Raw genomic sequence first — 25225 nt, forward strand, 5'->3', positions numbered from 1 at the left:
GAACATCACCCGGTGGTTGGCCCACCGGGTGATAGAACCATCAGCGCACTGGTGGTGCGTATTGAATGCCGCCGTTGTTCCACAGAGCGTTCAGCCCGCGGTCGATGGCCAGTGGAGTGCTCTTGCCGAGGTTTTTCTCGAACACTTCACCGTAGTTACCCACTTGCTTGACGATCTGCACGACCCAGTCTTTCTTCACTTTCAGGTCTTTGCCGTATTCACCGTCAGCGCCCAGCAGACGAGCAACGTCCGGGTTCTTGGTGGCTTTGGCTTCAGCTTCAACGTTTTTCTGGGTGATGCCCATTTCTTCAGCGTTGAGCATCGCGAACAGGGTCCACTTGACGATGCTGAACCATTCTTCGTCGCCTTTACGCACGACCGGGCCCAGAGGCTCCTTGGAGATGGTTTCCGGCAGAACGACGTAGTCGGTCGGGGTCGCCAGCTTGCTGCGTTGTGCGTAGAGCTGGGATTTGTCGGAGGTCAGCACGTCGCAACGACCGGATTCCAGCGACTTGGCGCTTTCATCGGAGGTGTCGAAGGTGATCGGGGTGTATTTCAGACCGTTACCGCGGAAGTAGTCGGAAACGTTCAGCTCGGTCGTGGTACCGGCTTGAATGCAGATGGTGGCGCCGTCGAGCTCTTTAGCGCTCTTCACGCCCAGCTTGTTGTTCACCAGGAAGCCGATGCCGTCGTAGTACGTCACGCCGGCAAACACCAGGCCCATGCCCGAATCGCGGGAGCTGGTCCAGGTGGTGTTACGCGACAGCACGTCGATTTCGCCGGACTGCAGCGCGGTGAAGCGCTCTTTGGCGTTCAACTGGCTGAATTTGACCTTGGTCGCGTCGCCGAATACGGCAGCGGCCACAGCGCGGCAGACGTCGGCATCGATGCCGATGATCTTGCCAGTCGAGTCTGGAACCGAGAAGCCCGGCAGACCATCACTTACGCCGCACTGTACGAAACCTTTCTTCTGCACTGCATCCAGGGTTGCACCCGCCTGAGCGAACCCACTGACACCGAGTACTGCGGCTGCAGTCACGATAGCCAGGGTGGATTTCAACATCTTCATTCAAACCTCCAGTTTTGCTCTTGTTGTGTCGGAGCTTGAGTCCAGTCGCACCCTTATGAGGCGTTGTTGACCCGTGTTGGCTTTTTTTGGGGTCAACCGACGTAAGACCTGCGCTATGAGTCTAGTAGGAGAAAATCCACATCATGGACAACTCACTTCTCACCAATCGGCCGAACGGGCTGTAGCCCTTTCACGTTCGCGAAGCCCGTAGCGGCCACTGGCGAACATCCATCACCGGATTCTTTGCTATCCCACCGCCAGCAGTACACTGATAGTGTTACCGCAAGGCGCGAGATGGGTTGCACCGTTTCCCCATAGCAAAGCCCGTACCAGACCGCTCGCTGAAGCGATTACGCGACAGGTCAATAGCAAAACTTGTAGCCTTGCGACATCTTCTTAACTGATCAACCAGGCACGCCCTCAGACCTCGCACTCAATGAGCGCGCCTGCACAATATTGGAGCAACCATGACCGAGCCCTTGATTCTTCAGCCCGTCAAGCCCGCAGACGCCTGCGTTATCTGGCTGCACGGCCTGGGCGCCGATCGCTACGACTTCCTGCCGGTGGCCGAGGCGTTACAGGAAACCCTGCTGACCACCCGCTTCGTTCTCCCCCAGGCACCGACCCGCGCCGTGACCATCAATGGTGGCTACGAGATGCCGAGCTGGTACGACATATTGGCCATGAGCCCGGCGCGCGCGATCAACCGCGAGCAGCTGGAAGCGTCCGCGCAAAGAGTCTTTGATTTGATCGAGGAGCAGCGCGCCAGCGGAATAGACGCCTCGCGAATCTTTCTGGCAGGTTTTTCCCAGGGTGGCGCGGTGGTGCTGCACACCGCTTTCCTGAAATGGCAGGGACCGCTGGGTGGCGTACTTGCCCTCTCGACTTATGCGCCGACCTTCAGCGATGAACTGGAGCTTTCCGCCAGCCAGCAGCGCATTCCCGTGCTGTCTTTGCACGGCCAGTACGATGACGTCGTTCAAAACTCCATGGGCCGCACCGCTTATGAGTATCTAAAGCAGCATGGTGTCACCGTGACATGGCAGGAATACCCAATGGGTCATGAAGTGTTACCCGAGGAAATTCGCGACATTAGTGTCTGGCTCGCCGAGCGCTTGCGTTAACTGTTTATGTGAAAAGCAACCCATTGATCCATCCCCCTACGCCGCGCCCGATTCTTGCATTACACTGGCCGGCGTATGTTCCTTAACCAATCGATGAGATGACCGTGCTCAAAGCACTCAAGAAAATGTTCGGTAAAAGCGAGACTGAGCAGCTCGCGCCAGTCTCCAGCGCTCCGTCTCACCACCCCAGCCACCGCACCGACGGTAGTCAGTCTGGCCGGACCGCCACCGTAGCGGTACCGAAGCACGAGCCGATCACCACACCGGCCGTCCAACCCGTTGAGGCCCAGGCCTCTGAAGAACCGGGCAGCGAAGCTGCGAAACCTGCCCGACCGCGTCGCGAACCCAAGCCCAAAGCACCGGTTATCCCCTGGAAACTCGAAGACTTCGCCGTCGAACCCCAGGAAGGCAAAACCCGTTTCCACGATTTCAAACTTGCCCCCGAATTGATGCACGCCATCCAGGACCTGGGCTTCCCGTATTGCACGCCGATCCAGGCACAAGTCCTCGGCTTCACCCTGGCCGGCAAAGATGCCATCGGGCGCGCCCAGACCGGCACCGGCAAAACCGCGGCCTTCCTGATTTCGATCATCACCCAGTTGTTGCAAACCCCACCGCCGAAAGAGCGTTACATGGGCGAACCGCGGGCGCTGATCATCGCGCCGACCCGGGAACTGGTGGTGCAGATCGCCAAGGACGCGGCCGACCTGACCAAGTACACCGGCCTCAACGTCATGACGTTCGTCGGCGGCATGGACTTCGACAAGCAGCTCAAGCACCTCGAAGCCCGTCACTGCGACATCCTCGTCGCCACACCGGGCCGTCTGCTGGACTTCAACCAGCGCGGCGACGTGCACCTGGACATGGTCGAAGTCATGGTCCTGGACGAAGCCGACCGGATGCTCGATATGGGTTTCATCCCACAAGTGCGTCAGATCATTCGCCAGACTCCGCCGAAGAACGAGCGTCAGACGCTGCTGTTCTCCGCGACCTTCACCGAAGACGTGATGAACCTGGCCAAGCAATGGACCACCGAGCCGTCGATCGTCGAGATCGAGTCGCAGAACGTGGCCAGCGAAAACGTCGAGCAGCACATCTACGCGGTCGCCGGTGCCGACAAATACAAACTGCTCTACAACCTGGTCAACGACAACGGTTGGGAGCGGGTGATGGTGTTCGCCAACCGCAAGGATGAAGTGCGGCGCATCGAAGAACGCCTGGTGCGCGATGGCGTCAACGCCGCGCAACTGTCCGGCGACGTGCCGCAGCACAAGCGCATCAAGACCCTGGAAGGTTTCCGCGAAGGCAAGATCCGCGTCCTGGTCGCCACCGATGTGGCCGGTCGCGGCATTCACATCGACGGTATCAGCCACGTGATCAACTTCACCCTGCCGGAAGTCCCGGACGACTACGTGCACCGCATCGGCCGTACCGGTCGTGCCGGCGCCGATGGCGTGTCCATCAGTTTTGCCGGTGAAGATGACTCCTACCAGCTACCGTCCATCGAGGCGCTGCTGGGTCGCAAGATCAGCTGCGAAACGCCACCGACGCATCTGCTGCGAGCGGTTGAGCGCAAGCGCCCGTAACGCGGGTCGCACTAAAAGAGGCGCAGCCGGAAACGGACTGCGCTTTTTTTTCGTCCAGTTTTTTCAACAGGCTTGCTCGAGACAACTAAATGTCCATAATAGACAAATTAGTTTACTTTCAGCTCCCGGAGCCGACCATGCCCAGTACGCCTTACGTGATCACCCAACCTCAAGCTCGTGAGCTGCTGGCGCAGGTCGACGTGCCGCAGATCCTGCGCAAGCTGTTCCGCGACCTGGCCGCCGGCCAAGCCGTACAACCGGCGCAGCAGCTGGTGGAGTTTCCACAGGGCGCTGGCGACTTCATCAACTACCTGGGCGTGCTGGCCGAAGACGGCGTTTACGGGGTCAAGACCTCGCCGTACATCGTGCGTGAACAAGGCCCGCTGGTGACCGCCTGGACGCTGTTGATGTCGATGCAGACCGGCCAGCCGCTGTTGCTCTGCGATGCCGGTGAACTGACCACGGCACGCACCGCCGCAACCACCGCCGTGGCGGTCGACGCCCTCGCCCCGCTGAAGGCGCAGCGCCTGGCGATTATCGGCAGCGGCAAGGTCGCCCAGGCGCACGTGCACTACGTCAAAGGCCTGCGCGACTGGCAGAGCATCAGCCTCTACTCGCCGAGCCTGAGCGACAAAAATCCCGAGGTATTGGCGCAGCTCAAAAGCCTCGATCCGCGCCTGAGCATCCTCGACAGTCTTGAAGCAGCAGTTCAAGACGCCGACGTGATCATGCTCTGCACCTCGTCCGCAGGCCCGGTGATCGACCCGTCGAGCTTGAGCAAACCGGCGCTGATCACTTCCATCAGCACCAACGCACCGCGTGCCCACGAGGTGCCGCCGCAGAGCCTCAATGACATGCAAGTGTTCTGCGACTATCGCCTGACCACCCCGGGCTCGGCCGGCGAGATGCTGATTGCCGGTGAACAATATGGCTGGGACAAAAACGCGATCATCGGCGACTTGCCCGACCTGCTCAGCGAAAAAATCCAGCGCCCTGGCTACGACCGCCATGTGTTCTTCCGCTCCATTGGCCTGGGCCTGGAAGACATCGCACTGGCCAATGCCATCTACCGCCTACAGCACTAACACCACAAATCGACACATTCGGCATTTACGCCCCATCAGGAGACGTTCATGAGCCAGGCAGATTTCATCATCATCGGCGGCGGGATTGCCGGTGCTTCCACCGGTTTCTGGTTGTCGCAGCACGCCCGGGTGATTGTGCTCGAACGCGAATCCCATCCGGCTTACCACTCCACCGGACGTTCCGCCGCACTGTTCACCGCCGCCTACGGTACCCCGCAGGTTCGGGCGCTGACTCAGGCCAGTCGCGATTTCTTCGACGCGCCGCCGGCCGGTTTCTGCGAGCACCCGCTGCTGACCCCGCGTGGCGAGATGACCGTGGACTTCACCGGTGACCCGGCCGAACTGAATAATCAATACCTGAGCGCCAAAGCCACGGTGCCGCAGATGCAGTTGCTCAGCGCCGACGAGGCCTGCGTACGCCTGCCGATCCTGCGCCGGGAAAAAGTCCATGGTGCGATTTACGACCCGACCGCCAGCGACATCGACACCGATGCCTTGCACCAGGGTTACCTGCGCGGTATCCGACGCAACAAGGGCGAAATTCATACCGACAGCGAAGTCATGAGTCTCACCCGCGACGCCGAAGGTGTGTGGCACGTGCAAACCAACGGTCAGACCTACAGTGCCCCGATCATCATCAACGCGGCAGGCGCCTGGGCCGACAAAATCGCTGAGCTCGCTGGTGCCAGTCCACTGGGCCTGCAACCCAAGCGCCGTGCCGCGTTCATCTTCGCCGGCCCCGAGGGCGTGGACATCCACGATTGGCCAATGCTGGTCAGCCTCGACGAATCCTTCTACATGAAGCCCGACGCCGGAATGTTCCTCGGCTCGCCCGCCAACGCCGACCCGGTGGAACCGCACGATGTGCAGCCCGAAGAGCTGGACATCGCGTTGGGCATCTACCAGATCGAAGAAGCCACCACCCTGACCATCCGGCGTCCGACCCGCACCTGGGCCGGCTTGCGCAGTTTCGTCAGTGACGGTGATTTGCTGTGCGGTTTCGATCCGCAGGTGCCGGGGTTATTCTGGGTAGCGGCACAAGGCGGTTATGGCATCCAGACCTCGCCGGCCATGGGCCAGGCCAGCGCTGCACTGGTCCGCGGTGAAGCCTTGCCCGAACAACTGACTCGTTTCGGTCTGAACACCCAAATGCTCGCCCCCGCTCGACTGGGCTGACGTTCGGACGCAGGTGACGTGCTGACACGATTGCGGCAAACTTCCAGCGCCCTTTTTTGACGGGGCGCCGATGCTGTCCGGAGCTCCACTTTATGAACGCCCAAGAACAAGAACCAGTCGGTAACGACTCTGCATTGAAGAGTTCGCCGCTGGACAATTTCCGCGCGATCGCCGATGCCATCGCCACGTTGTTCTTTCCTCACGCCGAGGTGGTACTGCACGACCTGCGTACCCAAAAGGTCGATTACATCGCCAACAACCTGTCCAAACGGGAAATCGGTGATGACTCGTCGCTAGAGGACATGCTCAGCGAGGAGATCAGCGAACGAAACATCGGGCCGTACGAAAAGCTCAATTGGGATGGTCAGAAGATTCGCAGCCTGAGCAGTGTCCTGCGCGACAGCGAAGGTCGTCCGCTGGCGGTGCTGTGCATAAACCTGAATATTTCGTTGTTCGAGAATGCCAAGGCAGCGCTGGATCTGTTCCTGTCGCCAAGCAAGTTGATTCCGCAGCCCGATTCGCTGTTTCGCGATGACTGGCAGGAGCGGATCAATACGTTCCTGCACGCCTGGCTGCGCGAGCGTCAGCTGAGCCTGAACCTGTTGACCCGTGACCATAAGCGCGAACTGGTGCTGGCACTGCACGCCGAAGGCGCCTTCAAAGGCAAAAGCGCCTCCAACTATGTGGCGAATGTGCTGAACATGGGGCGGGCAACGGTGTACAAACATTTGAAAGAACTGAAGGGCTAATTGTGGCGAGGGAGCTTGCTCCCGCTGGACTGCGCAGCAGTCCCTTCTTTTCAGGTAGAGCGGGGCCGGTTCCCGGCCCAGCGGGAGCAAGCTCCCTCGCCACAGGTTTCTCGCTTTAGTGGTTACTCCAGAACCGACGCCGGCCCGAAGAACTCGTAACGGCTTTGCTTCTCCGGCACACCCAGCGCTTTGAGGTGGCGCTTGACCGCCGCCATGAAGCCTTTAGGACCGAGGAAGTACGCGTCCAGATCGCGCTGCTGCGGCAACCACTCGCCCAGTTGCTCCTGACTCAACAACCCAACCTTGTCCGCCGCCGGGCTCACGCCGTCATCTTCGTCGTAGCAATAAAAGCGTTTGAGTTGCGGATGACGCTCGGCCAAGCCATCGATCCAGTCGCGGAAGGCGTGAACGCTACCGTTACGTGCGCAGTGGATAAAATGCACCGGCCGTTCAGTCGCCAGCGCCGCTTCCAGCATTGCCAGGGTCGGAGTGATGCCGACGCCGCCGCTGATCAGCACCAGCGGTTTGTCGCTGTCGGTCAGCGTGAATTCGCCCGCTGGCGGGAACAGCTGGATGCTGGAGCCTACCTGCAAATGATCGTGCAGGTGGTTGGAGGCGCGGCCACCGGTTTCACGTTTGACGCTGATCCGGTACTGGCCCTTGTTGGTCAAGGCCGACAGCGAGTAGTTACGACGAATTTCTTCGCCATCGAGGATCAGTTTCATGCCGATGTACTGGCCTGGCTCTGCCGCCAGAATCGGGCCTTTGTCGGCTGGTTCAAAGTAGAACGAGGTGATTTCCTCGCTTTCGTCGACCTTGGCCACCACGATGAATTCCCGTGCCCCGCGCCAGCCGCCCGGTGCCTGTTCCTTCTGGTCATAGATGCTGGTTTCGGCGCCGATCAGGATGTCGGCCAGTTGACCGTAAGCAGCCCCCCAGGCAGCCATCACTTCAGGTGTGGCAATCTCTTCACCCAGCACTTCAGAAATGGCTCGCAGCAGGCATGAACCGACAATCGGGTAATGTTCCGGAAGGATTTGCAGCGCCACGTGCTTGTTGATGATCTTGGCCACCAGGTCGCCCAACTGGTCGAGCTGGTCGATGTGCCGCGCATACATCAAGACACCGTTGGCCAGGGCACGCGGCTGATCACCGCTGGCCTGATGAGCCTGGTTGAACAACGGGCGAACTTCCGGGTACTCGGACAGCATCATGCGGTAGAAATGCGTGATCAATGCTTCGCCACCGCTTTCCAGCAAGGGCACAGTGGATTTGACGATTGCACGGTCTTGAACGCTAAGCATAAGGCGACTCCTGAACTACTTGGATTGCTAACTGTTTGTCTTGTAGTTATCAGTTTTCGTGCCAGAAATTAAAACCTTATAAATCAATAAGTTAAATTCTTGATAGTCATATCGACACACCCTGACTTATAGTCATACCGACTACACGGAGTCACTATGACTGCAAAAGCCTTGCTCACCACCCTGCTGCCACTGGTCGCTGACCTGTCCCGCGAACTCCCTGAAGGCGAGCGCTATCGACGCTTGCTCGAAGCCATGCGCGCCTTGCTACCGTGCGACGCTGCTGCCCTGCTGCGCCTTGATGGCGAATGGCTGGTGCCACTGGCCGTCGACGGGTTGAGCACCGACACCCTCGGCCGACGCTTCAAAGTCAGCGAACACCCGCGTTTCGAAGCGCTGCTCAGCAGCCACGGCCCGACCCGTTTTGCCGCCGACAGCGACCTGCCCGACCCTTACGACGGATTGGTCGATGGCCTCGATGAACATCTGGAAGTCCACGATTGCATGGGTTGCCCGCTGTTTATCGATGAGCGTCCCTGGGGTTTGCTGACCCTCGACGCCCTCGATCCGGAGCGCTTCGAACCGATCGAACTGGACGCCCTGGAAGCTTTCGCCAGCCTCGCCGCCGCCACCGTCAACGCCGCCGAGCGCATCGAACGCCTGGCCAATCGTGTCGAAGACGAACATCAGCGTGCCGAGGTTTACCGACAGGCCAGCGGCCAGCAGAACCGCGAGATGATTGGCCAGAGCAAGGCGCACAAACGGTTGGTGGAAGAAATCAACCTGGTGGGCGGCAGCGACCTTACCGTGCTGATCACCGGCGAAACCGGAGTCGGCAAGGAACTGGTCGCCCAAGCCATCCACGCCGCATCGCCCCGGGCTGACAAGCCGATCATCAGCCTCAACTGCGCCGCGCTGCCGGACACACTGGTGGAGAGCGAATTGTTCGGCCACGTCCGCGGCGCCTTTACCGGCGCGATGAACGATCGGCGCGGCAAGTTCGAACTGGCCAATGGCGGCACACTGTTTCTCGATGAAGTCGGTGAGCTGTCCCTGACCGTCCAGGCCAAATTGCTGCGCGTCCTGCAAAGCGGTCAGCTGCAGCGATTGGGGTCGGATAAAGAGCATCTGGTCGACGTACGACTGATCGCCGCGACCAACCGCGACCTGGCCGAGGAAGTGCGTAGCGGCCGCTACCGCGCCGACTTCTATCACCGCCTGAGCGTTTATCCGCTGCTGGTGCCAGCGTTGCGTGACCGTGGGCGGGATGTGCTGCTGCTCAGCGGCTACTTCCTGGAGCAAAACCGCTCGCGCATGGGCCTCAACAGCCTGCGCCTGACCAGCGATGCGCAGGCGGCATTGCTGGCCTATACATGGCCGGGCAATGTGCGGGAGCTGGAACACTTGATTGGCCGCAGTGCCTTGAAGGCGTTGGGTAACTGCAAGGAGCGGCCGAAGATTCTGAGTTTGAGCGCGGCGGATCTGGATTTGCCCAATGGCAGCGTTGAGCTTGCAACCGAGCCGGCCCCAGACAGCCCTGCGGCTTTGGTCTCGGGAGACTTGCGGGCGGCGACCGAGGATTATCAGCGTCGACTGATCAACGCCTGCCTGGAACGGCACCATAACAATTGGGCGAGCGCAGCGCGCGAGCTAGGCTTGGATCGGGCAAATCTTGGAAGGATGGCTAAACGCCTGGGTATGAAGTAACCCGATCCCGTGTAGCAGCTGCCGAAGGCTGCGTTCGAGGACGAAGTCCTCGCCAAACCATTCACCGTGTTGTATCTGATGCACCGGGGGGACTGGATTTACGACTGCTTCGCAGCCGGACGCAGCCTTCGGCAGCTGCTACAGGAATCGCACTGACCGGGCTGGCGACGGAATAACCCTAAAGCCTGCCCGTAACAAGTCGATAACCCGGCATCGATAGCTGTTGGCGATCCTCGCGACTGCCCATCACCTTTTTCCAAAGAAGGTTTTTATGTCTTCAAACAAAGCCCGCGCAGATTCACTTTCGCTTCTGCTGTTTACCTTGCGCAGCGGCAAGCTGATGGCGATCAACCTGCTGAAAGTCAGCGAAATCATTCCCTGCCCGCCGCTGACCAAGCTGCCGGAGGCGCATCCCCACGTCAAAGGCATCGCCACCTTGCGCGGCGCGTCGTTATCAGTGATCGACCTCAGCCGTGCCATCGGCGAACGACCGCTGGAAGATCCGAACGGTGGCTGCCTGATCGTCACCGATGTCAGCCGCTCCAAGCAGGGTTTGCACGTTCAAGCCGTGAGCAAGATCGTCCACTGCCTGACCACCGACATCCGCCCGCCGCCGTTTGGCTCTGGCGGCGTGCGTTCATACATCACTGGCGTGACCTCGGTCGACGGCACATTGGTACAGGTACTGGACATCGAAAAAGTGATCCATGGCATCGCCCCGGCGCAGATCGAAACGGCGCCGACCGAACTGAGCATGGAAGATGCCGAAGTACTCGGCAACGCGCGGATTCTGGTGGTCGACGACAGCCAGGTGGCGTTGCAACAATCTGTGCACACCCTGCGCAACCTCGGCCTGCAATGCCACACCGCCCGCAGTGCCAAGGAAGCCATCGACTGCCTGCTGGACCTGCAAGGCACGGCCCAGCAAATCAACCTGATCGTCTCGGACATCGAAATGTCGGAGATGGACGGTTACGCATTTACCCGAACCCTGCGCGAAACCCCCGACTTCTCGCACCTCTATGTGCTGCTGCACACCTCTTTGGACAGCGCGATGAACAGCGAAAAGGCCCGTCTTGCCGGCGCGAACGCAGTGCTGACCAAGTTCTCCTCGCCAGAACTGACCAAGTGCCTGATCGAAGCGGCCAAGGCGGTCGCTGAACAAGGTCATTGAGGCTTTGAGCAAGGACTTCTGTTTTCTGATGCGGCGTAACCTCGCTGAGGTTGTGCCCGCAATCACTTGGCCTGAGGGAATCGTCCTCAGCGAATACCGCCCCGATCTGGCTGAAGCCATTCATCGTTTGATGGAATTGGGCTATCAGGAAGGTGGCGGTCGCGTGCCGGCGCTGGACGTGTGGCAACAGCGTTTTGAAACCGATCCTGAATATGATCCGAGCCTGTGTTTCATCGCTCTGGATGCCGAAGGCATCGTTGGGGTGTGCCAGTGCTGGACCAGCGCCTACATCAAGAACCTGGTCGTCCATCCACGAGCTCAGGACCAAGGTTTGGGACGCGCGTTGCTGCTACATGCTTTCAACATTTTTCAGCAACGGCGCGAGGGTTTCGTCGACTTGAAGGTGCTGGAAGACAACCTTCGGGCGCAGCGGCTGTATGAAAGTGCCGGGATGCGCGTGGTCCGCCGGGAACCGGTTCCGGCCTGACTGTGGCGAGGGGGCCGACACATTCAACCTGAAACCATCAGGCATACTCCAACCTTGGCCAAAACACCCCAAGGATGCCCGCCCCATGAAAGCCGCAAGCCTGACCTTCCTCTGCCTCACCGCTCTCGCCTTTCAGGCTCACGCATCCAGCCCCGACGCCTGGGCCGCCTACGACAAAACCGTACTCGCCAGTTGCATTAAGGCCAGCGGCTTGAAAAATGCCAAACCCGTGGGCAATGCCGCGCAGTTCGATGACCGGGTTGGCTACACCGCACTGCTGTTGCAAGGCCAATACCCGCAAAAACACATGAAAGGCCAGCAAGGCACCGAACTGTGTCTCTATAACAAGAAAAGCAAAACCGCCTACGTCACCGAATGGGACTCCATCCGCCCAACCGCCAAGGCGCAGTGACTGGCGCATAACTTGCTTCGATAGCGGCCTTTGCGGCGACATTCTGTCGCCGTTTTCATGTTCTTCAATGCAACTGGCCGTTCAATGAATACGACGTTTTCCTGCGTAGGCTGTGGCAAATGCTGCAACGACCATCACGTGCCCCTGACCCTGCCCGAAGCGCGGATGTGGGCGGCCGATGGCGGTCAAGTGATCGTGCTGGTGGAAGGTTTCCTGGGCAATGGCCTGGGCTTGCCAGAGCAGCAGCGTGAACATGCCGAACGCCGCTCAGTGAAGGTTCGAAGCGGCGTTTCCGAGGCGTACATAGCCATCACTTTTGCCGCTTACAACGTCGGTCCTTGCCGGAATCTTGACGAAGACAACCTCTGCCGCATCTATGAACGCCGGCCGCTGGTGTGCCGCATCTACCCGATGGAAATCAATCCGCATATTCCCCTGAACACTGCGGCGAAAGAATGTCCGCCCGAGTCGTGGGAAAAGGGACCGAAACTGATTGTGGGAAGTGAATTGGTCGATCAGGAACTGGCTGGATTAATCCAGCGCTCCCGTCAGGCCGATCGCGATGACATTCGGACCAAGGAAGCGATTTGCGCGTTGCTGGGGATTCGGACTACAGCGTTGAAGGGTGATGGGTTTACCGCTTACCTGCCGGACATGACGGCGTTCGCGAGGGGCATCGATCAGGTTGCGGCGCAGCCATTGGTCGGGTCAGGCGCTGACTGGTTGTTTCATGTATCGGGCGAAGACATCGCCGGGCAAGTGCAGGCGACGGGTGCGCAAGTGGCAACAGATACGCCAGCGAACTATGCGTTTATTTCGTTGCGGGTGGCCTGAGGCGCCAGTCTCGGAATCACTGCGCAATACCGTTGCGCAGTGATTCGTCGCCAAGAAGATTAGCTGGCCGTCACTGCCAGACATTCCACTTCTACCCGCGCGTTCTCGACCAACTTGCCGGCAAACGTCGTACGTGCGGGCAAACGATCTGCCGCAAAGAAACTGCGATACACAGCATTCATGGCGGAAAAGTCCCTTATGTCGGCAAGGATGACCGTGCATTTGGCCACTTGAGCCAGGGACGAACCGTTGCGTTGCAGCGCGGTTCGCAAGTTCTCCATGACCTGGGTCGTCTGCGGGCCGATGCCGCCCTTCACCAATTCGCCATCAGCCCCGAGGCCGAGCAGCCCGGAAAGGTAAAGGGTCTCGCCGACCTGCACCGCATCGGAAAATGCCAGACCTTCCTCATTCGCAAAGTAGCGTGGTGAGTCTGGCACTGCGGGCGGCAAATAACGCTGGGTAATTGCCTGATACTGGCCATTTTGCTTAAGACGCTCCAACGCCGCATTCAAGTTATCGCGCAGCAGAGTGTCGGTTTTTCGCACGGCCACGGCCACGCCACTGCCCAGCATCGGGTCCCTGACAGGGGCTCCGGCAAACTGGAAAGCCTGCCCTTGGGGCAGGCTTAATAACGCGTGGGTAATTTCAACGGAGTCTTGCAGGGTGGCATCGATATCACCCGCGAGCAGGCTGTCGACCAATTGGTTGTTGAAATTGAAACTGCGCACCGTCACCCCGGCCGCTGCCCAGCGAGCCTTGGCGAAAGCCTCGCGGCTTGTGCCCGCAAGCACGCCGATACGCTTGCCCTTGAGTGATTGCGCATCCGGCTGCAGATTCGAGCCCACGCGAGCCACCAGACGGTTACTCAAGGGATACAGGTTTTCGGTGAAATCAACCTGCTCACGACGCGCAGGGGTGGCGGTCATCGGCATGATCACGTCGAAACGGTTGGCTTCAAGGGCATGAAGGTTGGTCGCGTAATCCTGATCAACCCAGACACAGCGGGATTTGAGTTCGGCACACAGCGCGTTGCCCAACTCGATATTCAATCCGACCAGCTCACCCTTGTCGTTACGGCTCTCGAACGGCGGAACCAGCGCTTCGACACCGAAACGGATTTGTGGATCGGGCACAGTCGACATGCAGCCAGTGGTCAGGGCCACCAGCGACAGGAAAGAGAGGGTTTTTACCAGAGACATTTTTGGTGGCCTGCATCGAAAATTCACGGGCATGAATCTTCGACGAGAGGCCACCGACTTTCCCAGAGGACGAATCGCTCATCCTTGTGGGAACTATCTCAATGACAGACAGAACAATTACCGCGCAACAAAATGCCTGACCGTCAGCGCTTGCCCATCGAGCGACGAGTGCCAGGAGGCGCTGCGCCCGGGGTCTTGGTATGGCCGTTCTTGGCGCCGTTCTTGTACCAGGGCTGGCTGGCATTCTTCGCGGCGGCCAGGTCGCCCGGCTTGAACGGGAACTTGAACGCCGGGATCGCGGCTTTGGTTTCGCTGTCTGCGCTGGAGTCGACGCTGTCTGGCAGGTCTGCCTGGTCGTCGCTCAAAGCGTCGGCAACCGGCGGTTGTGTCGGGGAAGTCATGAAAGCTCCGGGTGATGCAATAGAGTCGGGCCCGATCAGCGAGCCGCGAAAGGCGGCAGTATACCTGTCTCGGGAGTTGCAAGCTTCAAGCAGCAAGCGAGTCCGTCGGGTTTTGCGTTGACTGACCTGACGCCTTCGTCGGAACCCCGCCCGGACCCAATTGAACAGTATCCATCTGCGCGACATTGGTCGGCTGTCAGGCCGCCATCGCGAGCAGGCTCACTCCCACAAGGGATCGGTGTTCGCCTTTCGCTCCTCACCACTCATCAGGCCGAGCGTTAGCTCGCCTGCAGCTCTTAATCTTGATCCACCCGCCCCTTCGGAAGGCTGAGTGTAGGTGTTCATCAGGAAGGATCGGCATCGCCCCGCAGAGGTCAAAACTGACAGCGCCGTCAGTTAGCATTTACCTCCCTGACCGGAGAACAGGTTTATAAAGGAAGATACAAACCTGAAAAAAAACCGACCCACAGCCCCGGCGCCCCACTCGCATGCGAATTCAGAAAAACCCCGCCTTGCTCACAGCCCTTCTGATCGTCCTGGCAGCGCTGGGCCTGTGGTACGCCAACAAACCCGCGGCCACCAAACTGACCGCACCCTCTGCGATCCCCGTCCGGGTAGTGAACGTCATCGAAAAAGACGTCCCACGCTACGTCAGCGGCATCGGCTCGGTGCTGTCCCTGCATAGCGTTGTGGTGCGTCCGCAAATCGACGGCATCCTCACCAGAATCCTGGTCAAGGAAGGCCAACGGGTGAACAAAGGCGACCTGCTCGCCACCATCGACGACCGCTCGATCCGCGCCAGCCTCGAGCAGGCCCGAGCGCAACTTGGCGAAAGCCTGGCGCAACTGCAAGTGGCTCAGGTCAACCTCAAGCGCTACAAACTGTTGAGCGTGGACGACGGGGTTTCCAAGCAGACCTACGACCAGCAACAAGCCCTGGTCAACCAACTCAAAGCCACCGCCCAAGGCAACCAGGCCTCGATCGACGCCGCTCAAGTGCAGCTTTCCTACACACAGATTCGCTCCCCGGTAACAGGTCGCGTCGGTATTCGCACGGTGGATGAAGGCAACTTCCTGCGCATGACCGACGCTCAAGGCCTCTTCACGGTGACCCAGATCGACCCGATCGCCGTGGAGTTTTCCCTGCCGCAACACATGTTGCCGACCCTGCAAGGCCTGATCAACGATCCACAGCACACGCCGGTCAAGGCTTACATCGGTGCCGACACCGATGGGGAAACCGGCAACCTGCTGGGCGAAGGTCGCCTGACCCTGATCGACAACCAGATCAACGCCAACACCGGGACCATCCGCGCCAAAGCCGAATTCGCCAACCCCGCACAGAAACTCTGGCCGGGCCTGCTGGTAACGGTAAAGATTCAGACAGCACTGGATAAAAATGCGCTGGTAGTGCCGCCCACCGTCGTACAACGTGGCCTCGATCAACATTTCGTCTACCGGGTCAAGGGTGACAAGGTCGAAGCCGTTCAGGTGCAGATCATTCATCAAGGCAGCGGCCAGGACCTCATCAAAGGCGTGAATCCGGGCGACGTACTGGTCAGCGACGGCCAGTCGCGGCTCAAACCGGGTTCGACCGTGCAGGTCGTGACCGATCCACCGCAAGTGGTGCAATCGGAGCCAAAACCATGAAGGGCCATGGTTCGATCTCCGCGTGGTGCATCGATCATCCGGTGGCGACGGTCCTGCTGACCTTTGCCTTGGTGCTGCTCGGTGTCATCGCCTTCCCGCGACTGCCGATTGCACCACTGCCGGAAGCGGAATTCCCGACCATCCAGGTGGCCGCGCAATTACCCGGCGCCAACCCCGAAACCATGGCCTCGTCGGTGGCCACGCCGCTTGAAGTGCAATTCAGCGCCATCCCCGGCGTGACCCAGATGACCTCGAGCAGCGCCCTGGGCTCGACCATCCTGACCCTGCAATTCACCCTCGACAAAAGCATCGACACCGCCGCGCAGGAAGTCCAGGCCGCGATCAACACCGCCGCCGGCAAACTGCCCAAGGACATGCCGAACCTGCCGAACTGGAGGAAGGTCAACCCGGCCGATAGCCCGGTGCTGATCCTCAGCATCCACTCGCCGCAAATGCCCGGCACCGAAGTCAGTGACCTGGTGGAAACCCTGCTCGCCCGTCAGATTAGCCAGATCGACGGTGTAGGCAATATCAACATCACCGGTCAGCAACGTCCGGCGATCCGGGTGCAGGCGTCAGCAGACAAACTCGCTGCCATCGGCCTGACCCTGGCGGACATTCGCCTGGCAATCCAGCAGACCAGCCTCAATCTGGCCAAAGGGGCGTTGTACGGCGAGTCGAGCATTTCGACCTTGTCCACCAACGACCAGTTGTTCCATCCCGAGGAATACGGTCAGCTGATTGTTTCCTACAAGGACGGCGCACCGGTTCATCTCAAGGATGTGGCCAAAGTCGTCAACGGTTCGGAAGACGCCTACATCCAGGCGTGGGCTGATGGTAAGCCGGGGGTGAACCTGGTGATTTTCCGGCAACCGGGAGCCAACATCGTCGCGACCGTCGACCGAATTCAAGCAGCCCTGCCGGCGCTGGAGGCCATGCTGCCGGCCTCGGTGCAGGTCAACGTGCTGGTCGACCGCACCCAGACCATCCGCGCGTCGTTGCATGAAGTGGAAATCACCCTGCTGATCGCGATCCTGCTGGTGGTGGCGGTGATGGCGCTGTTCCTGCGGCAGTTGTCGGCAACCCTGATCGTGGCGTCGGTGCTCGGTGTGTCGCTGATCGCCAGTTTTGCCCTGATGTACCTCATGGGTTTCAGCCTGAATAACCTGACGCTGGTGGCGATCGTGGTGTCCGTCGGGTTTGTGGTGGACGATGCGATTGTGGTGGTGGAAAACATTCACCGTCACCTGGAAGCCGGCGACGGCAGGCGCGAGGCGGCGATCAAGGGTGCCGGCGAGATCGGTTTTACCGTGGTATCGATCAGTTTCTCGCTGGTGGCGGCGTTCATTCCGCTGTTGTTCATGAGCGGCGTGGTCGGGCGACTGTTCAAGGAGTTCGCCCTGACCGCTACCTCGACCATCATGATTTCGGTGGTGGTGTCCCTGACGCTGGCACCGACGTTGGCCGCGCTATTCATGCGTGCGCCGCAACACCGCCAATCGGGCTTCGGCGAGCGGTTACTGGCGTTGTATGAAAAAGGCCTGCGCCGGGCCCTCGCCCATCAGAAGTTGATGATCGGTGTGTTCGGCCTGTCCCTCGGCTTGGCGGTCGCCGGGTACATTTTCATTCCGAAGGGTTTCTTCCCCGTGCAGGACACCGGTTTCGTCCTTGGCACCACCGAAGCAGCCGCTGATATTTCCTACGGCGACATGGTGAAAAAACACCTGGCAATGGCAGAAATCGTTGCCGCCGACCCCGCTGTCGAGACGTTCTCACACTCGGTCGGCGTTGCGGGCAGCAACCAGACCATCGCTAACGGCCGCTTCTGGATTTCGCTGAAAAAGCGCGGCGATCGAGACGTGTCCGCCAGCCAATTCATCGACCGGATTCGCCCGCAACTGATGAAAGTCCCGGGCATCGTGCTGTACCTGCGCGCCGGGCAAGACATCAACCTCAGTTCCGGTCCGAGTCGCGCGCAGTACCAATACGTGCTCAAGAGCAACGACGGGGCACTCCTGAGCACCTGGACCCAGCGCCTGACGGAAAAGCTGCGCGCCAACCCGGCGTTCCGCGACATTTCCAACGACCTGCAACTGGGCGGCAGCATCACCCACATCAGCATTGACCGCAGCGCCGCAGCGCGTTTCGGCCTGACCGCCAGCGATGTCGACGAAGCGTTGTACGATGCCTTCGGTCAACGGCAGATCAACGAGTTCCAGACCCAGACCAACCAGTACAACGTGATTCTGGAACTCGACACCAAGCAGCGCGGCAAGGCCGAAAGCCTCAACTATTTCTACCTGCGCTCGCCCCTGAGCGGGGAAATGGTGCCGCTGTCGGCCCTGGCGAAATTCGAAGCGCCGACCATCGGCCCGTTATCTATCGCTCATGACGGGATGTTCCCGGCGGCCAACCTGTCGTTCAACCTGGCGCCCGGCGTCGCGTTGGGCGATGCGGTGATCATGCTCGACCAGGCCAAGACCGACATCGGCATGCCGGTGGCCATCAGTGGCAATTTCCAGGGCGCGGCCCAGGCGTTCCAGAGTTCGCTGGCCAGTCAGCCTTGGCTGATTCTGGCGGCGCTGGTCGCGGTGTACATCATTCTTGGCGTTCTGTATGAAAGCTTCGTGCATCCGCTGACGATCATTTCGACGCTGCCCTCGGCGGGGCTGGGGGCGGTGATCATGCTGTGGATCTGCGGCCAGGACTTTTCGATCATGGCGCTGATCGGGCTGGTGCTGCTGATCGGCATCGTCAAGAAGAACGGCATCCTGATGATCGACTTCGCGCTGGAAGCGCAACGCAACCGTGGCTTGCCTCCCGAAGAGGCGATCTATGAGGCGTGTATGACGCGGTTCCGACCGATCATCATGACCACCCTCGCCGCCCTGCTCGGCGCCCTGCCACTGATGCTCGGCTATGGCACCGGCGCCGAACTGCGCCAGCCGCTGGGGATTGCGGTGGTTGGCGGCTTGCTGGTGAGCCAGGCGCTGACGCTGTTCACCACGCCGGTCATATACTTGTGGCTCGAGCGGCTATTCCATCGGCACCCTCTCCCACCAGCATCAGCACCTCAACCGGCGCTGGCGACCACAGACTGAGGCGGGTCATGCGCGTTCTGATTATCGAAGACTTCAAGGCCATTGCGCTGATGCATGGTGGGGATGTTTTTGTGCGCAGTGATCACGGCATGAATACCTTCGGTATCCATCTCCCGGTCTGACCCCGCCAAATGATCGTTCCCACGCTCCGCGTGGGAATGCAGCCAGGGACGCTCCGCGTCCCATTCCAAGCCGAACGCGGAGCGTCCGTTGAGGCATTCCCACGCAGAGCGTGGGAACGATCGGTGGTCAACTGTTGCCTTAAGCGCAACAGTCCTTTCATGAATCCGCTCTTTTTCCCCTCGCAAAACCCCCTTATCTTTGCCGCACCAAACAGCACTTGCCAAGCAAGAAGGTTTTAAAGATGTCCAACACTATGGGTATTGCCAGCGCTTTCGTTTTGTCCTCTTTGTTTCTGTCTCCGTTCGCCATCGCTGAAGAGTCGCAGACGTTCGTCGCGCAAAACTCCGCACGCGCGGCTGCATTCGAACAGACTCACAACGAAATGACGGCCAAGGCTCAGGAAGCTGCGCAAACCCCTCAAGCGTCGAGCACTCAGGCCCGACCACCGATTGAGAAAGAAAGCTGATTGTTCAATATCGCTCTGTTTCCCTCGACACTTTTCATCGGCTCTTTCCTTTGAAAAGTTGTCTTCAAGCCGCTGCTATCAGCGGCTTTTTTTCGTTGTGGTTTTAATCAGTTTTAGTTCGTCTCCCCTAACAAGAAACATCCTGAGTCTCAAGACAATGAGGCTCTAAGTTGACCCAAGGAGCTTTACCGCTAGTGCGTTTCCCTCTCAGATTCAGCCCGTTGTTCATTGCAATCGCTGCAACGGTGACGCCTGCTGCTCACGCCGCAGACGACTCAAACGCCGAAGGTTTCGTTGAAGGATCGAGCCTCAACCTCAACGCCCGTAACTACTACATGAACCGCAACCGCCTGCAGCAGACGGACGACAACATTGAATGGGGCCAGGGTTTCCTTGGCCTCTTCGACTCGGGCTACACCCAAGGCGCCGTCGGTTTCGGCGTTGACGCCCACGCGATGCTCGGGCTCAAGCTCGACGGCGGTGGCGGTACCGATGGGTCGAGCATCCTGCCGGTCAGCGATGGCAACGGCAAAGCGCCGGGCTCGTTCTCGACGGCGGGTGGCACGCTGAAAATGCGTGCCTACGATACCGAACTGAAGGCCGGTGACTTGTTTCTCGCCAACCCGGTGATCGCCGGCGGCGAAACCCGCATGCTGCCCCAGACCTTTCGCGGCGTCAGCCTGACCAACCACCGTTTTGACGGCTGGATGATTGAAGGTGGCCAGGCGAGTTTCACCAAGCCTTACAACCAGAGTGGACACACCCGAATCGGCACGTCCTACGGCAGCCTGGCCGACGGTGACGAAAGTAAGCACCTGAATTGGGCCGGCGTGGCCTGGAGCGGCCTGCCGGGGTTGACCAGCAGCGTCTATGCTTCCGAACTCAAGGACATCTGGAACCAGTATTACTACGACCTGGATTACACCTACGCCTTGAACGATCGGGTCAGCCTCAACCCCGGCCTGCATGCCTATCACACGCAAGACACCGGCGATGCGCTGCTGGGCCACATCGACAACAATACCTACAGCCTGCATTTCACCGTGGGGGTCGGCGATCACAGCGTTACCGCGGCCTATCAGCGGGTCAACGGCAACACGCCGTTCGACTACATCAGCCAGGGCGACAGCGTCTACCTCGACAACTCCCAGCAGTATTCGGACTTCAACGGCCCGAACGAACGCTCTTGGAAACTCAAGTACGCCTACGACTTTGTCGGGCTCGGCCTCCCCGGCCTGACCTCGGCGATCTCTTACTCCCGAGGTGAACTGGACCTGACCAAGGTCGATCCGGACAGTCCCGGTTATGCCTCGTGGTACAGCGCTGACGGCAAAAACGCCAGGCACTGGGAACGTGACATCGACCTCAACTACGTGGTTCAGGGCGGCAAGGCCAAAAACCTGGCGCTGCGCCTGCAATGGGCGACCAACCGTGGAGGCAACGGCTATGGCGCGCTGGATCAGGACACCGATGAATACCGGGTGATCGTCGACTACCCGCTCAATGTCTTCTAAGCTTCAATAAGCAAAAGGCCAGCATGTTTTGCTGGCCTTTTTTTTACTCGGGATTTATACAGGCGCACCGAACGCAAATGGTTTCCGGGATTCTGCCTGAGTCTTGCAAAACACTTTAATAACGCCTCATTAGCAGAAGTAGAACCATGAGTGTGAGCAGTGCGACATCTCACCACCCGGTCCGGTCGACGCGATCGGAGCGGCTCCTGGTTCTCGGCAGTTTGCTGTTGGTGATTGCGATATTGAGCATCGTCGCGTTCCTGCTCATTCGCGAACGCGCCAATGCTGAACAGTCGGCCACTCGCGCAGCAACCAACATTGTGCAACTGATCGACGCCGACGTGCTGCGCAATGTCGAACTCTATGACGTGTCCTTGCTCGGCTTGATCGCTGCCTCCCAGCGTGAAGACCTCAAGAACGTTTCTCCTGCCATTCGCCATTTGGCCTTGTTTGACCGTGCCACTGCCGCGCCGCACAAGGGCGACATTCTGTTGCTGGACAACAAGGGTGACGTGATCGCCGACTCGGCCTCGGTAGAACCCAGAAAGGGCAATTTTGCCGACCGCGAATACTTTCAGTCGCACGTGAACAATCGCGACACGAACATGCTCATCAGCCGTCCCTTCCGTTCCAGCCAACCTGAACATGAATGGCGAATCAGCTTCAGTCGCCGAATCAGCGGCTCACAAGGCGAATTTCTTGGCGTGGCCGAAGCTGCCATGCGCTTGAGTTATTTCGATCAACTGTTCAACAGCTTGAGCATCGGTCGTGACAGCTCGGTCAACCTGATCAGCTCGGACGGGATTCTTCTGGCCCAGGAGCCCCGCTTGGCCGAGGAGCTGATTGGCAAGGACTTCAGCAGCCGTCCCAACTTCCAGCGCATCGTCAAAGAAGGCAACGGCAGCTTCACCGGTGTTTCAAGCCGCTATAAGGACAAACGCCTGTACACGTTCTCCAAGGTGGGCAACTTGCCGTTGATCGTCATCGTTGCACTGTCCAGTGATGAAGTGTTTGCCTCGTGGAAGCGTACGGCGGTGGTGGTTAGCGTTGCGACGATGGCGCTGTGCATCGGCTTGCTCTGGCTGACCTGGCTGCTCAGCCGCGAACTGCGCCTGCGCCACCACGCCGAACAGGAACTGGCGCAACTGGCGGCTACCGATCCCTTGACCGGCCTGGCCAACCGCCGAACGCTGGATCAGGTGCTGCGGCATGAGTGGTTCCGCGCTCAACGTTCCGGCCAGCCTTTGTCGCTGCTGATGATTGATGCCGACCATTTCAAGGCGTTCAACGATCGTCATGGGCATCAGGCTGGCGATGATGCGTTGCGCTCGGTGGCCAAGGTGATCGCCGACAATGTGAGACGACCCGCTGACCTGGTCGCCCGTTATGGCGGTGAGGAGTTTTCGGTGATTCTCGCGGAAACCGATAGCCAGGGTGCGCAACAGATTGCCGAACACATCCGCGCGACCGTAGAGCAGTTGCCGCGGGTGGCAGGTGCCGAGTCGCCGATTACTGTCAGTATCGGTATCAGCACCTGGACCACCTCCACCGACATCAGCCTCGAACAGCTATTGTTTGCAGCGGACAAGGCGCTGTATCAGGCCAAGGAAAGTGGGCGTAATCGGGTAGTCGCAGGATGATCGTTCCCACGCTCCGCGTGGGAATGCAGCCCGGGACGCTCCGCGTCCCTTTCGAGAGCTGGAACGCGGAGCGTCCCTTGAGGCATTCCCACGCGGAGCGTGGGAACGATCATCGCAATGCGTGGGAACGATCGACTTTCCAGGCATAAAAAAAGGCCACCCGAAGGTAGCCTTTAAAAACTAGAGAGGTTTTTACTTACACGGCCGCAACTGGACGCATGTAAGAGATCGGTGCAGTGCTGGCGTCTTCGAAAGTCACGACTTCCCAAGCATCTGTCTGCTCAATCAACTTGCGCAGCAGCTGGTTGTTCAATGCATGTCCGGACTTGAAGCCCTTGAACTCACCAATCAGGCTATTGCCCAGCAGGTAGAGGTCACCAATTGCATCGAGGATCTTGTGCTTCACGAATTCGTCTTCATAGCGAAGGCCGTCTTCGTTCAGTACGCCATCCGCGTCGACCACAATAGCGTTTTCAACGCTGCCGCCGAGTGCGAGGTTGTGCTTGCGCAGGTACTCGATATCACTCATGAAACCAAAGGTACGGGCGCGGCTGACTTCTTTTACAAACGAAGTGCTGGAAAAATCCACGCTTGCACTTTGTGTGCGGTTACGGAAAACCGGGTGATCGAAATCGATCTCGAAACTCACCTTGAAGCCTTCGAAAGGGACGAAAGTGGCGCGCTTGTCGCCGTCTTCCACTGTCACTTCCCGCAGGATCCGGATGAACTTCTTCGGTGCGTCCTGTTCTTCCAGGCCGGCCGATTGAATCAGGAATACGAAAGGTCCAGCGCTACCATCCATGATCGGAACTTCAGACGCGGAGAGCTCGACGTAGGCGTTATCGATGCCCAGGCCAGCCATGGCCGAGAGCAAGTGCTCCACCGTATCCACTTTGGTGTCACCACTGACCAATGTGGTCGACATCGTGGTTTCACCAACGTTTTCCGCGCGGGCAGGAATCTGCACCACAGGGTCGAGATCGGCACGAACAAACACAATGCCGGTGTCGATAGGTGCGGGCTTGAGGGTCAGGTATACCTTTTCCCCGGAGTGCAGGCCTACACCTGTAGCACGGATAATATTTTTCAGTGTGCGTTGTTTAATCATGGCTTGGGCCGCTTCAGCGCAAATTGCGAACTGGTATCAACAAAGGCTGGCGATGATAGCAGACCAGACCTTTGCTGAACACCAATCACCTTCATAGCCCTGATACATTCCATCAATCGGCCTGACGACGCAGGAAAGCCGGGATGTCCAGGTAGTCCAGATCATCTTGCGGATTCATCTTCGCGGCAGTCGCAGCACCGGCCTGAGCCTGGTTGCGCATGACGGTCGGACGGTCCAGATCACGGTAGTTCACAGCAGGCGCTTCCTGACGCGAAGACGCTTGTTGCTGCGGCTGCGAAGCCACGGACGTGTGCATGGTGTTGTCGATGACCTTTACAGGCTTCTCGATTTTTGCGCCCAAACCAGTGGCTACTACTGTTACGTGCAGCTCGTCGCGCATGTCCGGATCGATAACGGTACCGACCTTGACCATCGCGTGCTCGGAAGCGAAAGCTTCGATGATGCTACCCACGTCGGAGTACTCACCCAGGGACAGGTCAGGACCGGCGGTGATGTTCACCAGGATGCCGCGTGCACCTTGCAGGTTCACGTCTTCCAGCAATGGGTTGCGAATGGCCGCTTCGGTGGCCTCACGTGCACGGTTCGGACCGCTGGCGCAGCCAGTGCCCATCATCGCCATGCCCATTTCGCTCATCACGGTACGCACGTCGGCAAAGTCGACGTTGATCATGCCCGGACGCTTGATGATGTCGGAGATACCGCGAACGGCACCGGCCAGTACATCGTCGGCCTTGGCGAATGCGGACAGCAGGCTTGCGTCCTTGCCAAGGATGGTCAGCAGCTTCTCGTTGGGAATGGTGATCAACGAGTCGACGCTTTCAGACAGCAGACGGATGCCTTCATCGGCGATCTGCATGCGCTTGCGACCTTCGAACGGGAAAGGACGAGTCACCACCGCAACGGTGAGAATCCCCATTTCCTTGGCCACTTCAGCAATGATCGGCGCAGCACCGGTACCGGTACCACCGCCCATGCCAGTGGTGATGAACACCATATTGGTGCCCTGCAGGACTTCGGCAATGCGCTCGCGATCTTCGAGAGCGGCCTGACGACCTACTTCAGGGTTGGCGCCAGCGCCGAGACCTTTGGTCACGCCGGTGCCCAGTTGCAGGATGGTCCGCGCGCCGATGCTTTTCAGCGCTTGGGCATCAGTGTTGGCGCAGATGAATTCAACGCCTTCAATGTTGCTCTTGACCATGTGGTTGACGGCGTTGCCGCCGCCTCCGCCAACACCGATAACTTTAATAACCGGGCTTGCGGGGATGTTGTCTACGAGTTCGAACATTTTCCCTCTCC

General features: G+C 59.3%; 21 protein-coding genes. 15 read left to right on the forward strand and 6 right to left on the reverse strand.

Features of this window, described 5'->3' with window-relative positions; translation table 11 throughout:
- Window positions 1–40 precede the first annotated feature (40 nt).
- Window positions 41–1069, reverse strand: coding sequence for an amino acid ABC transporter substrate-binding protein (locus ACQ4OB_RS01430; RefSeq protein ID WP_074880005.1), 1029 nt, complete (start codon window positions 1067–1069; stop codon window positions 41–43).
- Window positions 1070–1536: 467 nt separating this feature from the next.
- On the opposite strand from ACQ4OB_RS01430, the gene ACQ4OB_RS01435 reads away from it, so the two are divergent.
- The 5 genes from ACQ4OB_RS01435 (at window position 1537) to ACQ4OB_RS01455 (ending at window position 6789) form a co-directional block, all read left to right on the forward strand.
- Window positions 1537–2193, forward strand: a complete 657-nt coding sequence (locus tag ACQ4OB_RS01435; RefSeq protein ID WP_074880008.1) for an alpha/beta hydrolase — start codon at window positions 1537–1539, stop codon at window positions 2191–2193.
- Window positions 2194–2291: 98 nt separating this feature from the next.
- Complete coding sequence (gene rhlB, locus ACQ4OB_RS01440) at window positions 2292–3779, forward strand: ATP-dependent RNA helicase RhlB (RefSeq protein ID WP_430954995.1); 1488 nt, start codon at window positions 2292–2294, stop codon at window positions 3777–3779.
- 137 nt (window positions 3780–3916) lie between these two features.
- Window positions 3917–4864 (forward strand): ornithine cyclodeaminase family protein, encoded by a 948-nt coding sequence (locus ACQ4OB_RS01445; RefSeq protein ID WP_430954996.1) that lies wholly within the window; start codon window positions 3917–3919, stop codon window positions 4862–4864.
- Window positions 4865–4912: 48 nt separating this feature from the next.
- Window positions 4913–6040, forward strand: a complete 1128-nt coding sequence (locus ACQ4OB_RS01450; RefSeq protein WP_430954997.1) for an NAD(P)/FAD-dependent oxidoreductase — start codon at window positions 4913–4915, stop codon at window positions 6038–6040.
- Between the two features lie 92 nt (window positions 6041–6132).
- Entirely contained in the window at window positions 6133–6789 is a 657-nt protein-coding gene (locus ACQ4OB_RS01455) for a helix-turn-helix transcriptional regulator (protein ID WP_076029848.1), read from the forward strand.
- Between the two features lie 122 nt (window positions 6790–6911).
- Here the strand turns inward: ACQ4OB_RS01455 and hmpA are convergent, their stop codons facing one another.
- Window positions 6912–8093, reverse strand: a complete 1182-nt coding sequence (gene hmpA, locus ACQ4OB_RS01460; RefSeq protein ID WP_111451334.1) for an NO-inducible flavohemoprotein — start codon at window positions 8091–8093, stop codon at window positions 6912–6914.
- A 156-nt stretch (window positions 8094–8249) separates the two neighbouring features.
- Between hmpA and norR the strand changes: the two genes are divergently transcribed.
- The 5 genes from norR to ACQ4OB_RS01485 all read left to right on the forward strand — a co-directional run bounded on the left by norR (window position 8250) and on the right by ACQ4OB_RS01485 (window position 12707).
- A complete protein-coding gene (gene norR / locus ACQ4OB_RS01465; RefSeq protein ID WP_102616477.1) occupies window positions 8250–9800 on the forward strand; it encodes a nitric oxide reductase transcriptional regulator NorR in 1551 nt (516 codons plus the stop codon).
- A 271-nt stretch (window positions 9801–10071) separates the two neighbouring features.
- A complete protein-coding gene (locus tag ACQ4OB_RS01470; RefSeq protein ID WP_074880028.1) occupies window positions 10072–10974 on the forward strand; it encodes a chemotaxis protein CheV in 903 nt (300 codons plus the stop codon).
- Window positions 10975–11002: 28 nt separating this feature from the next.
- Entirely contained in the window at window positions 11003–11461 is a 459-nt protein-coding gene (locus tag ACQ4OB_RS01475) for a GNAT family N-acetyltransferase (RefSeq protein WP_430954998.1), read from the forward strand.
- Between the two features lie 85 nt (window positions 11462–11546).
- Window positions 11547–11873 carry a hypothetical protein gene (locus tag ACQ4OB_RS01480; protein ID WP_074880035.1) on the forward strand — a complete coding sequence of 109 codons (327 nt, stop codon included), beginning with the start codon at window positions 11547–11549 and terminating at the stop codon, window positions 11871–11873.
- Window positions 11874–11957: 84 nt separating this feature from the next.
- Window positions 11958–12707, forward strand: a complete 750-nt coding sequence (locus ACQ4OB_RS01485; protein ID WP_074880038.1) for a YkgJ family cysteine cluster protein — start codon at window positions 11958–11960, stop codon at window positions 12705–12707.
- Between the two features lie 59 nt (window positions 12708–12766).
- On the opposite strand, the gene ACQ4OB_RS01490 is transcribed toward ACQ4OB_RS01485, so the two are convergent.
- Both ACQ4OB_RS01490 and ACQ4OB_RS01495 read right to left on the reverse strand, forming a co-directional pair.
- Entirely contained in the window at window positions 12767–13906 is a 1140-nt protein-coding gene (locus tag ACQ4OB_RS01490; protein ID WP_102616480.1) for a transporter substrate-binding domain-containing protein, read from the reverse strand.
- Between the two features lie 143 nt (window positions 13907–14049).
- The gene (locus ACQ4OB_RS01495) at window positions 14050–14307 is read right to left on the reverse strand and encodes a hypothetical protein (protein WP_007943495.1); all 258 of its coding nucleotides are present in this window, start codon (window positions 14305–14307) and stop codon (window positions 14050–14052) included.
- A gap of 488 nt (window positions 14308–14795) precedes the next feature.
- On the opposite strand from ACQ4OB_RS01495, the gene ACQ4OB_RS01500 reads away from it, so the two are divergent.
- From ACQ4OB_RS01500 to ACQ4OB_RS01520, 5 genes are all read left to right on the forward strand, one after another.
- Window positions 14796–15956 (forward strand): efflux RND transporter periplasmic adaptor subunit, encoded by a 1161-nt coding sequence (locus tag ACQ4OB_RS01500; protein WP_102616481.1) that lies wholly within the window; start codon window positions 14796–14798, stop codon window positions 15954–15956.
- On the forward strand, window positions 15953–19057 hold the full coding sequence (locus ACQ4OB_RS01505) for a multidrug efflux RND transporter permease subunit (protein WP_430954999.1): 3105 nt from the start codon (window positions 15953–15955) through the stop codon (window positions 19055–19057). The genes ACQ4OB_RS01500 and ACQ4OB_RS01505 overlap by 4 nt, the downstream gene beginning before the upstream one ends.
- Before the next feature lie 364 nt (window positions 19058–19421).
- The gene (locus tag ACQ4OB_RS01510; RefSeq protein ID WP_074880051.1) at window positions 19422–19646 is read left to right on the forward strand and encodes a hypothetical protein; all 225 of its coding nucleotides are present in this window, start codon (window positions 19422–19424) and stop codon (window positions 19644–19646) included.
- A 194-nt stretch (window positions 19647–19840) separates the two neighbouring features.
- On the forward strand, window positions 19841–21160 hold the full coding sequence (locus ACQ4OB_RS01515) for an OprD family porin (protein WP_430955000.1): 1320 nt from the start codon (window positions 19841–19843) through the stop codon (window positions 21158–21160).
- Window positions 21161–21306: 146 nt separating this feature from the next.
- Entirely contained in the window at window positions 21307–22800 is a 1494-nt protein-coding gene (locus ACQ4OB_RS01520; protein ID WP_102616484.1) for a sensor domain-containing diguanylate cyclase, read from the forward strand.
- Window positions 22801–22996: 196 nt separating this feature from the next.
- Here ACQ4OB_RS01520 and lpxC read toward each other — a convergent pair whose 3' ends face one another.
- Both lpxC and ftsZ read right to left on the reverse strand, forming a co-directional pair.
- Window positions 22997–23908, reverse strand: a complete 912-nt coding sequence (gene lpxC, locus ACQ4OB_RS01525) for a UDP-3-O-acyl-N-acetylglucosamine deacetylase (protein ID WP_008147525.1) — start codon at window positions 23906–23908, stop codon at window positions 22997–22999.
- 112 nt (window positions 23909–24020) lie between these two features.
- Entirely contained in the window at window positions 24021–25214 is a 1194-nt protein-coding gene (ftsZ, locus tag ACQ4OB_RS01530) for a cell division protein FtsZ (RefSeq protein ID WP_074880059.1), read from the reverse strand.
- Between the last annotated feature and the right edge of the window lie 11 nt (window positions 25215–25225).

The sequence above is a fragment of the Pseudomonas sp. ES4 genome (genome assembly GCF_050586665.1).
Classification (GTDB): Bacteria; Pseudomonadota; Gammaproteobacteria; order Pseudomonadales; family Pseudomonadaceae; genus Aquipseudomonas; species Aquipseudomonas frederiksbergensis.

Coding starts and splice junctions, on each gene's coding strand:
- ACQ4OB_RS01450 (WP_430954997.1), top strand. CDS start 4,913: ATGAGCCAGGCAGATTTCATCATCATCGGCGGCGGGATTGCCGGTGCT.
- ACQ4OB_RS01505 (WP_430954999.1), top strand. CDS start 15,953: ATGAAGGGCCATGGTTCGATCTCCGCGTGGTGCATCGATCATCCGGTG.
- norR (WP_102616477.1), top strand. CDS start 8,250: ATGACTGCAAAAGCCTTGCTCACCACCCTGCTGCCACTGGTCGCTGAC.
- ACQ4OB_RS01445 (WP_430954996.1), top strand. CDS start 3,917: ATGCCCAGTACGCCTTACGTGATCACCCAACCTCAAGCTCGTGAGCTG.
- ACQ4OB_RS01475 (WP_430954998.1), top strand. CDS start 11,003: ATGCGGCGTAACCTCGCTGAGGTTGTGCCCGCAATCACTTGGCCTGAG.
- ACQ4OB_RS01520 (WP_102616484.1), top strand. CDS start 21,307: ATGAGTGTGAGCAGTGCGACATCTCACCACCCGGTCCGGTCGACGCGA.
- ACQ4OB_RS01490 (WP_102616480.1), bottom strand. CDS start 13,906: ATGTCTCTGGTAAAAACCCTCTCTTTCCTGTCGCTGGTGGCCCTGACC.
- hmpA (WP_111451334.1), bottom strand. CDS start 8,093: ATGCTTAGCGTTCAAGACCGTGCAATCGTCAAATCCACTGTGCCCTTG.
- ACQ4OB_RS01495 (WP_007943495.1), bottom strand. CDS start 14,307: ATGACTTCCCCGACACAACCGCCGGTTGCCGACGCTTTGAGCGACGAC.
- ACQ4OB_RS01500 (WP_102616481.1), top strand. CDS start 14,796: ATGCGAATTCAGAAAAACCCCGCCTTGCTCACAGCCCTTCTGATCGTC.
- ACQ4OB_RS01480 (WP_074880035.1), top strand. CDS start 11,547: ATGAAAGCCGCAAGCCTGACCTTCCTCTGCCTCACCGCTCTCGCCTTT.
- lpxC (WP_008147525.1), bottom strand. CDS start 23,908: ATGATTAAACAACGCACACTGAAAAATATTATCCGTGCTACAGGTGTA.
- ACQ4OB_RS01430 (WP_074880005.1), bottom strand. CDS start 1,069: ATGAAGATGTTGAAATCCACCCTGGCTATCGTGACTGCAGCCGCAGTA.
- ACQ4OB_RS01510 (WP_074880051.1), top strand. CDS start 19,422: ATGTCCAACACTATGGGTATTGCCAGCGCTTTCGTTTTGTCCTCTTTG.
- ACQ4OB_RS01435 (WP_074880008.1), top strand. CDS start 1,537: ATGACCGAGCCCTTGATTCTTCAGCCCGTCAAGCCCGCAGACGCCTGC.
- ftsZ (WP_074880059.1), bottom strand. CDS start 25,214: ATGTTCGAACTCGTAGACAACATCCCCGCAAGCCCGGTTATTAAAGTT.
- rhlB (WP_430954995.1), top strand. CDS start 2,292: ATGACCGTGCTCAAAGCACTCAAGAAAATGTTCGGTAAAAGCGAGACT.
- ACQ4OB_RS01485 (WP_074880038.1), top strand. CDS start 11,958: ATGAATACGACGTTTTCCTGCGTAGGCTGTGGCAAATGCTGCAACGAC.
- ACQ4OB_RS01470 (WP_074880028.1), top strand. CDS start 10,072: ATGTCTTCAAACAAAGCCCGCGCAGATTCACTTTCGCTTCTGCTGTTT.
- ACQ4OB_RS01455 (WP_076029848.1), top strand. CDS start 6,133: ATGAACGCCCAAGAACAAGAACCAGTCGGTAACGACTCTGCATTGAAG.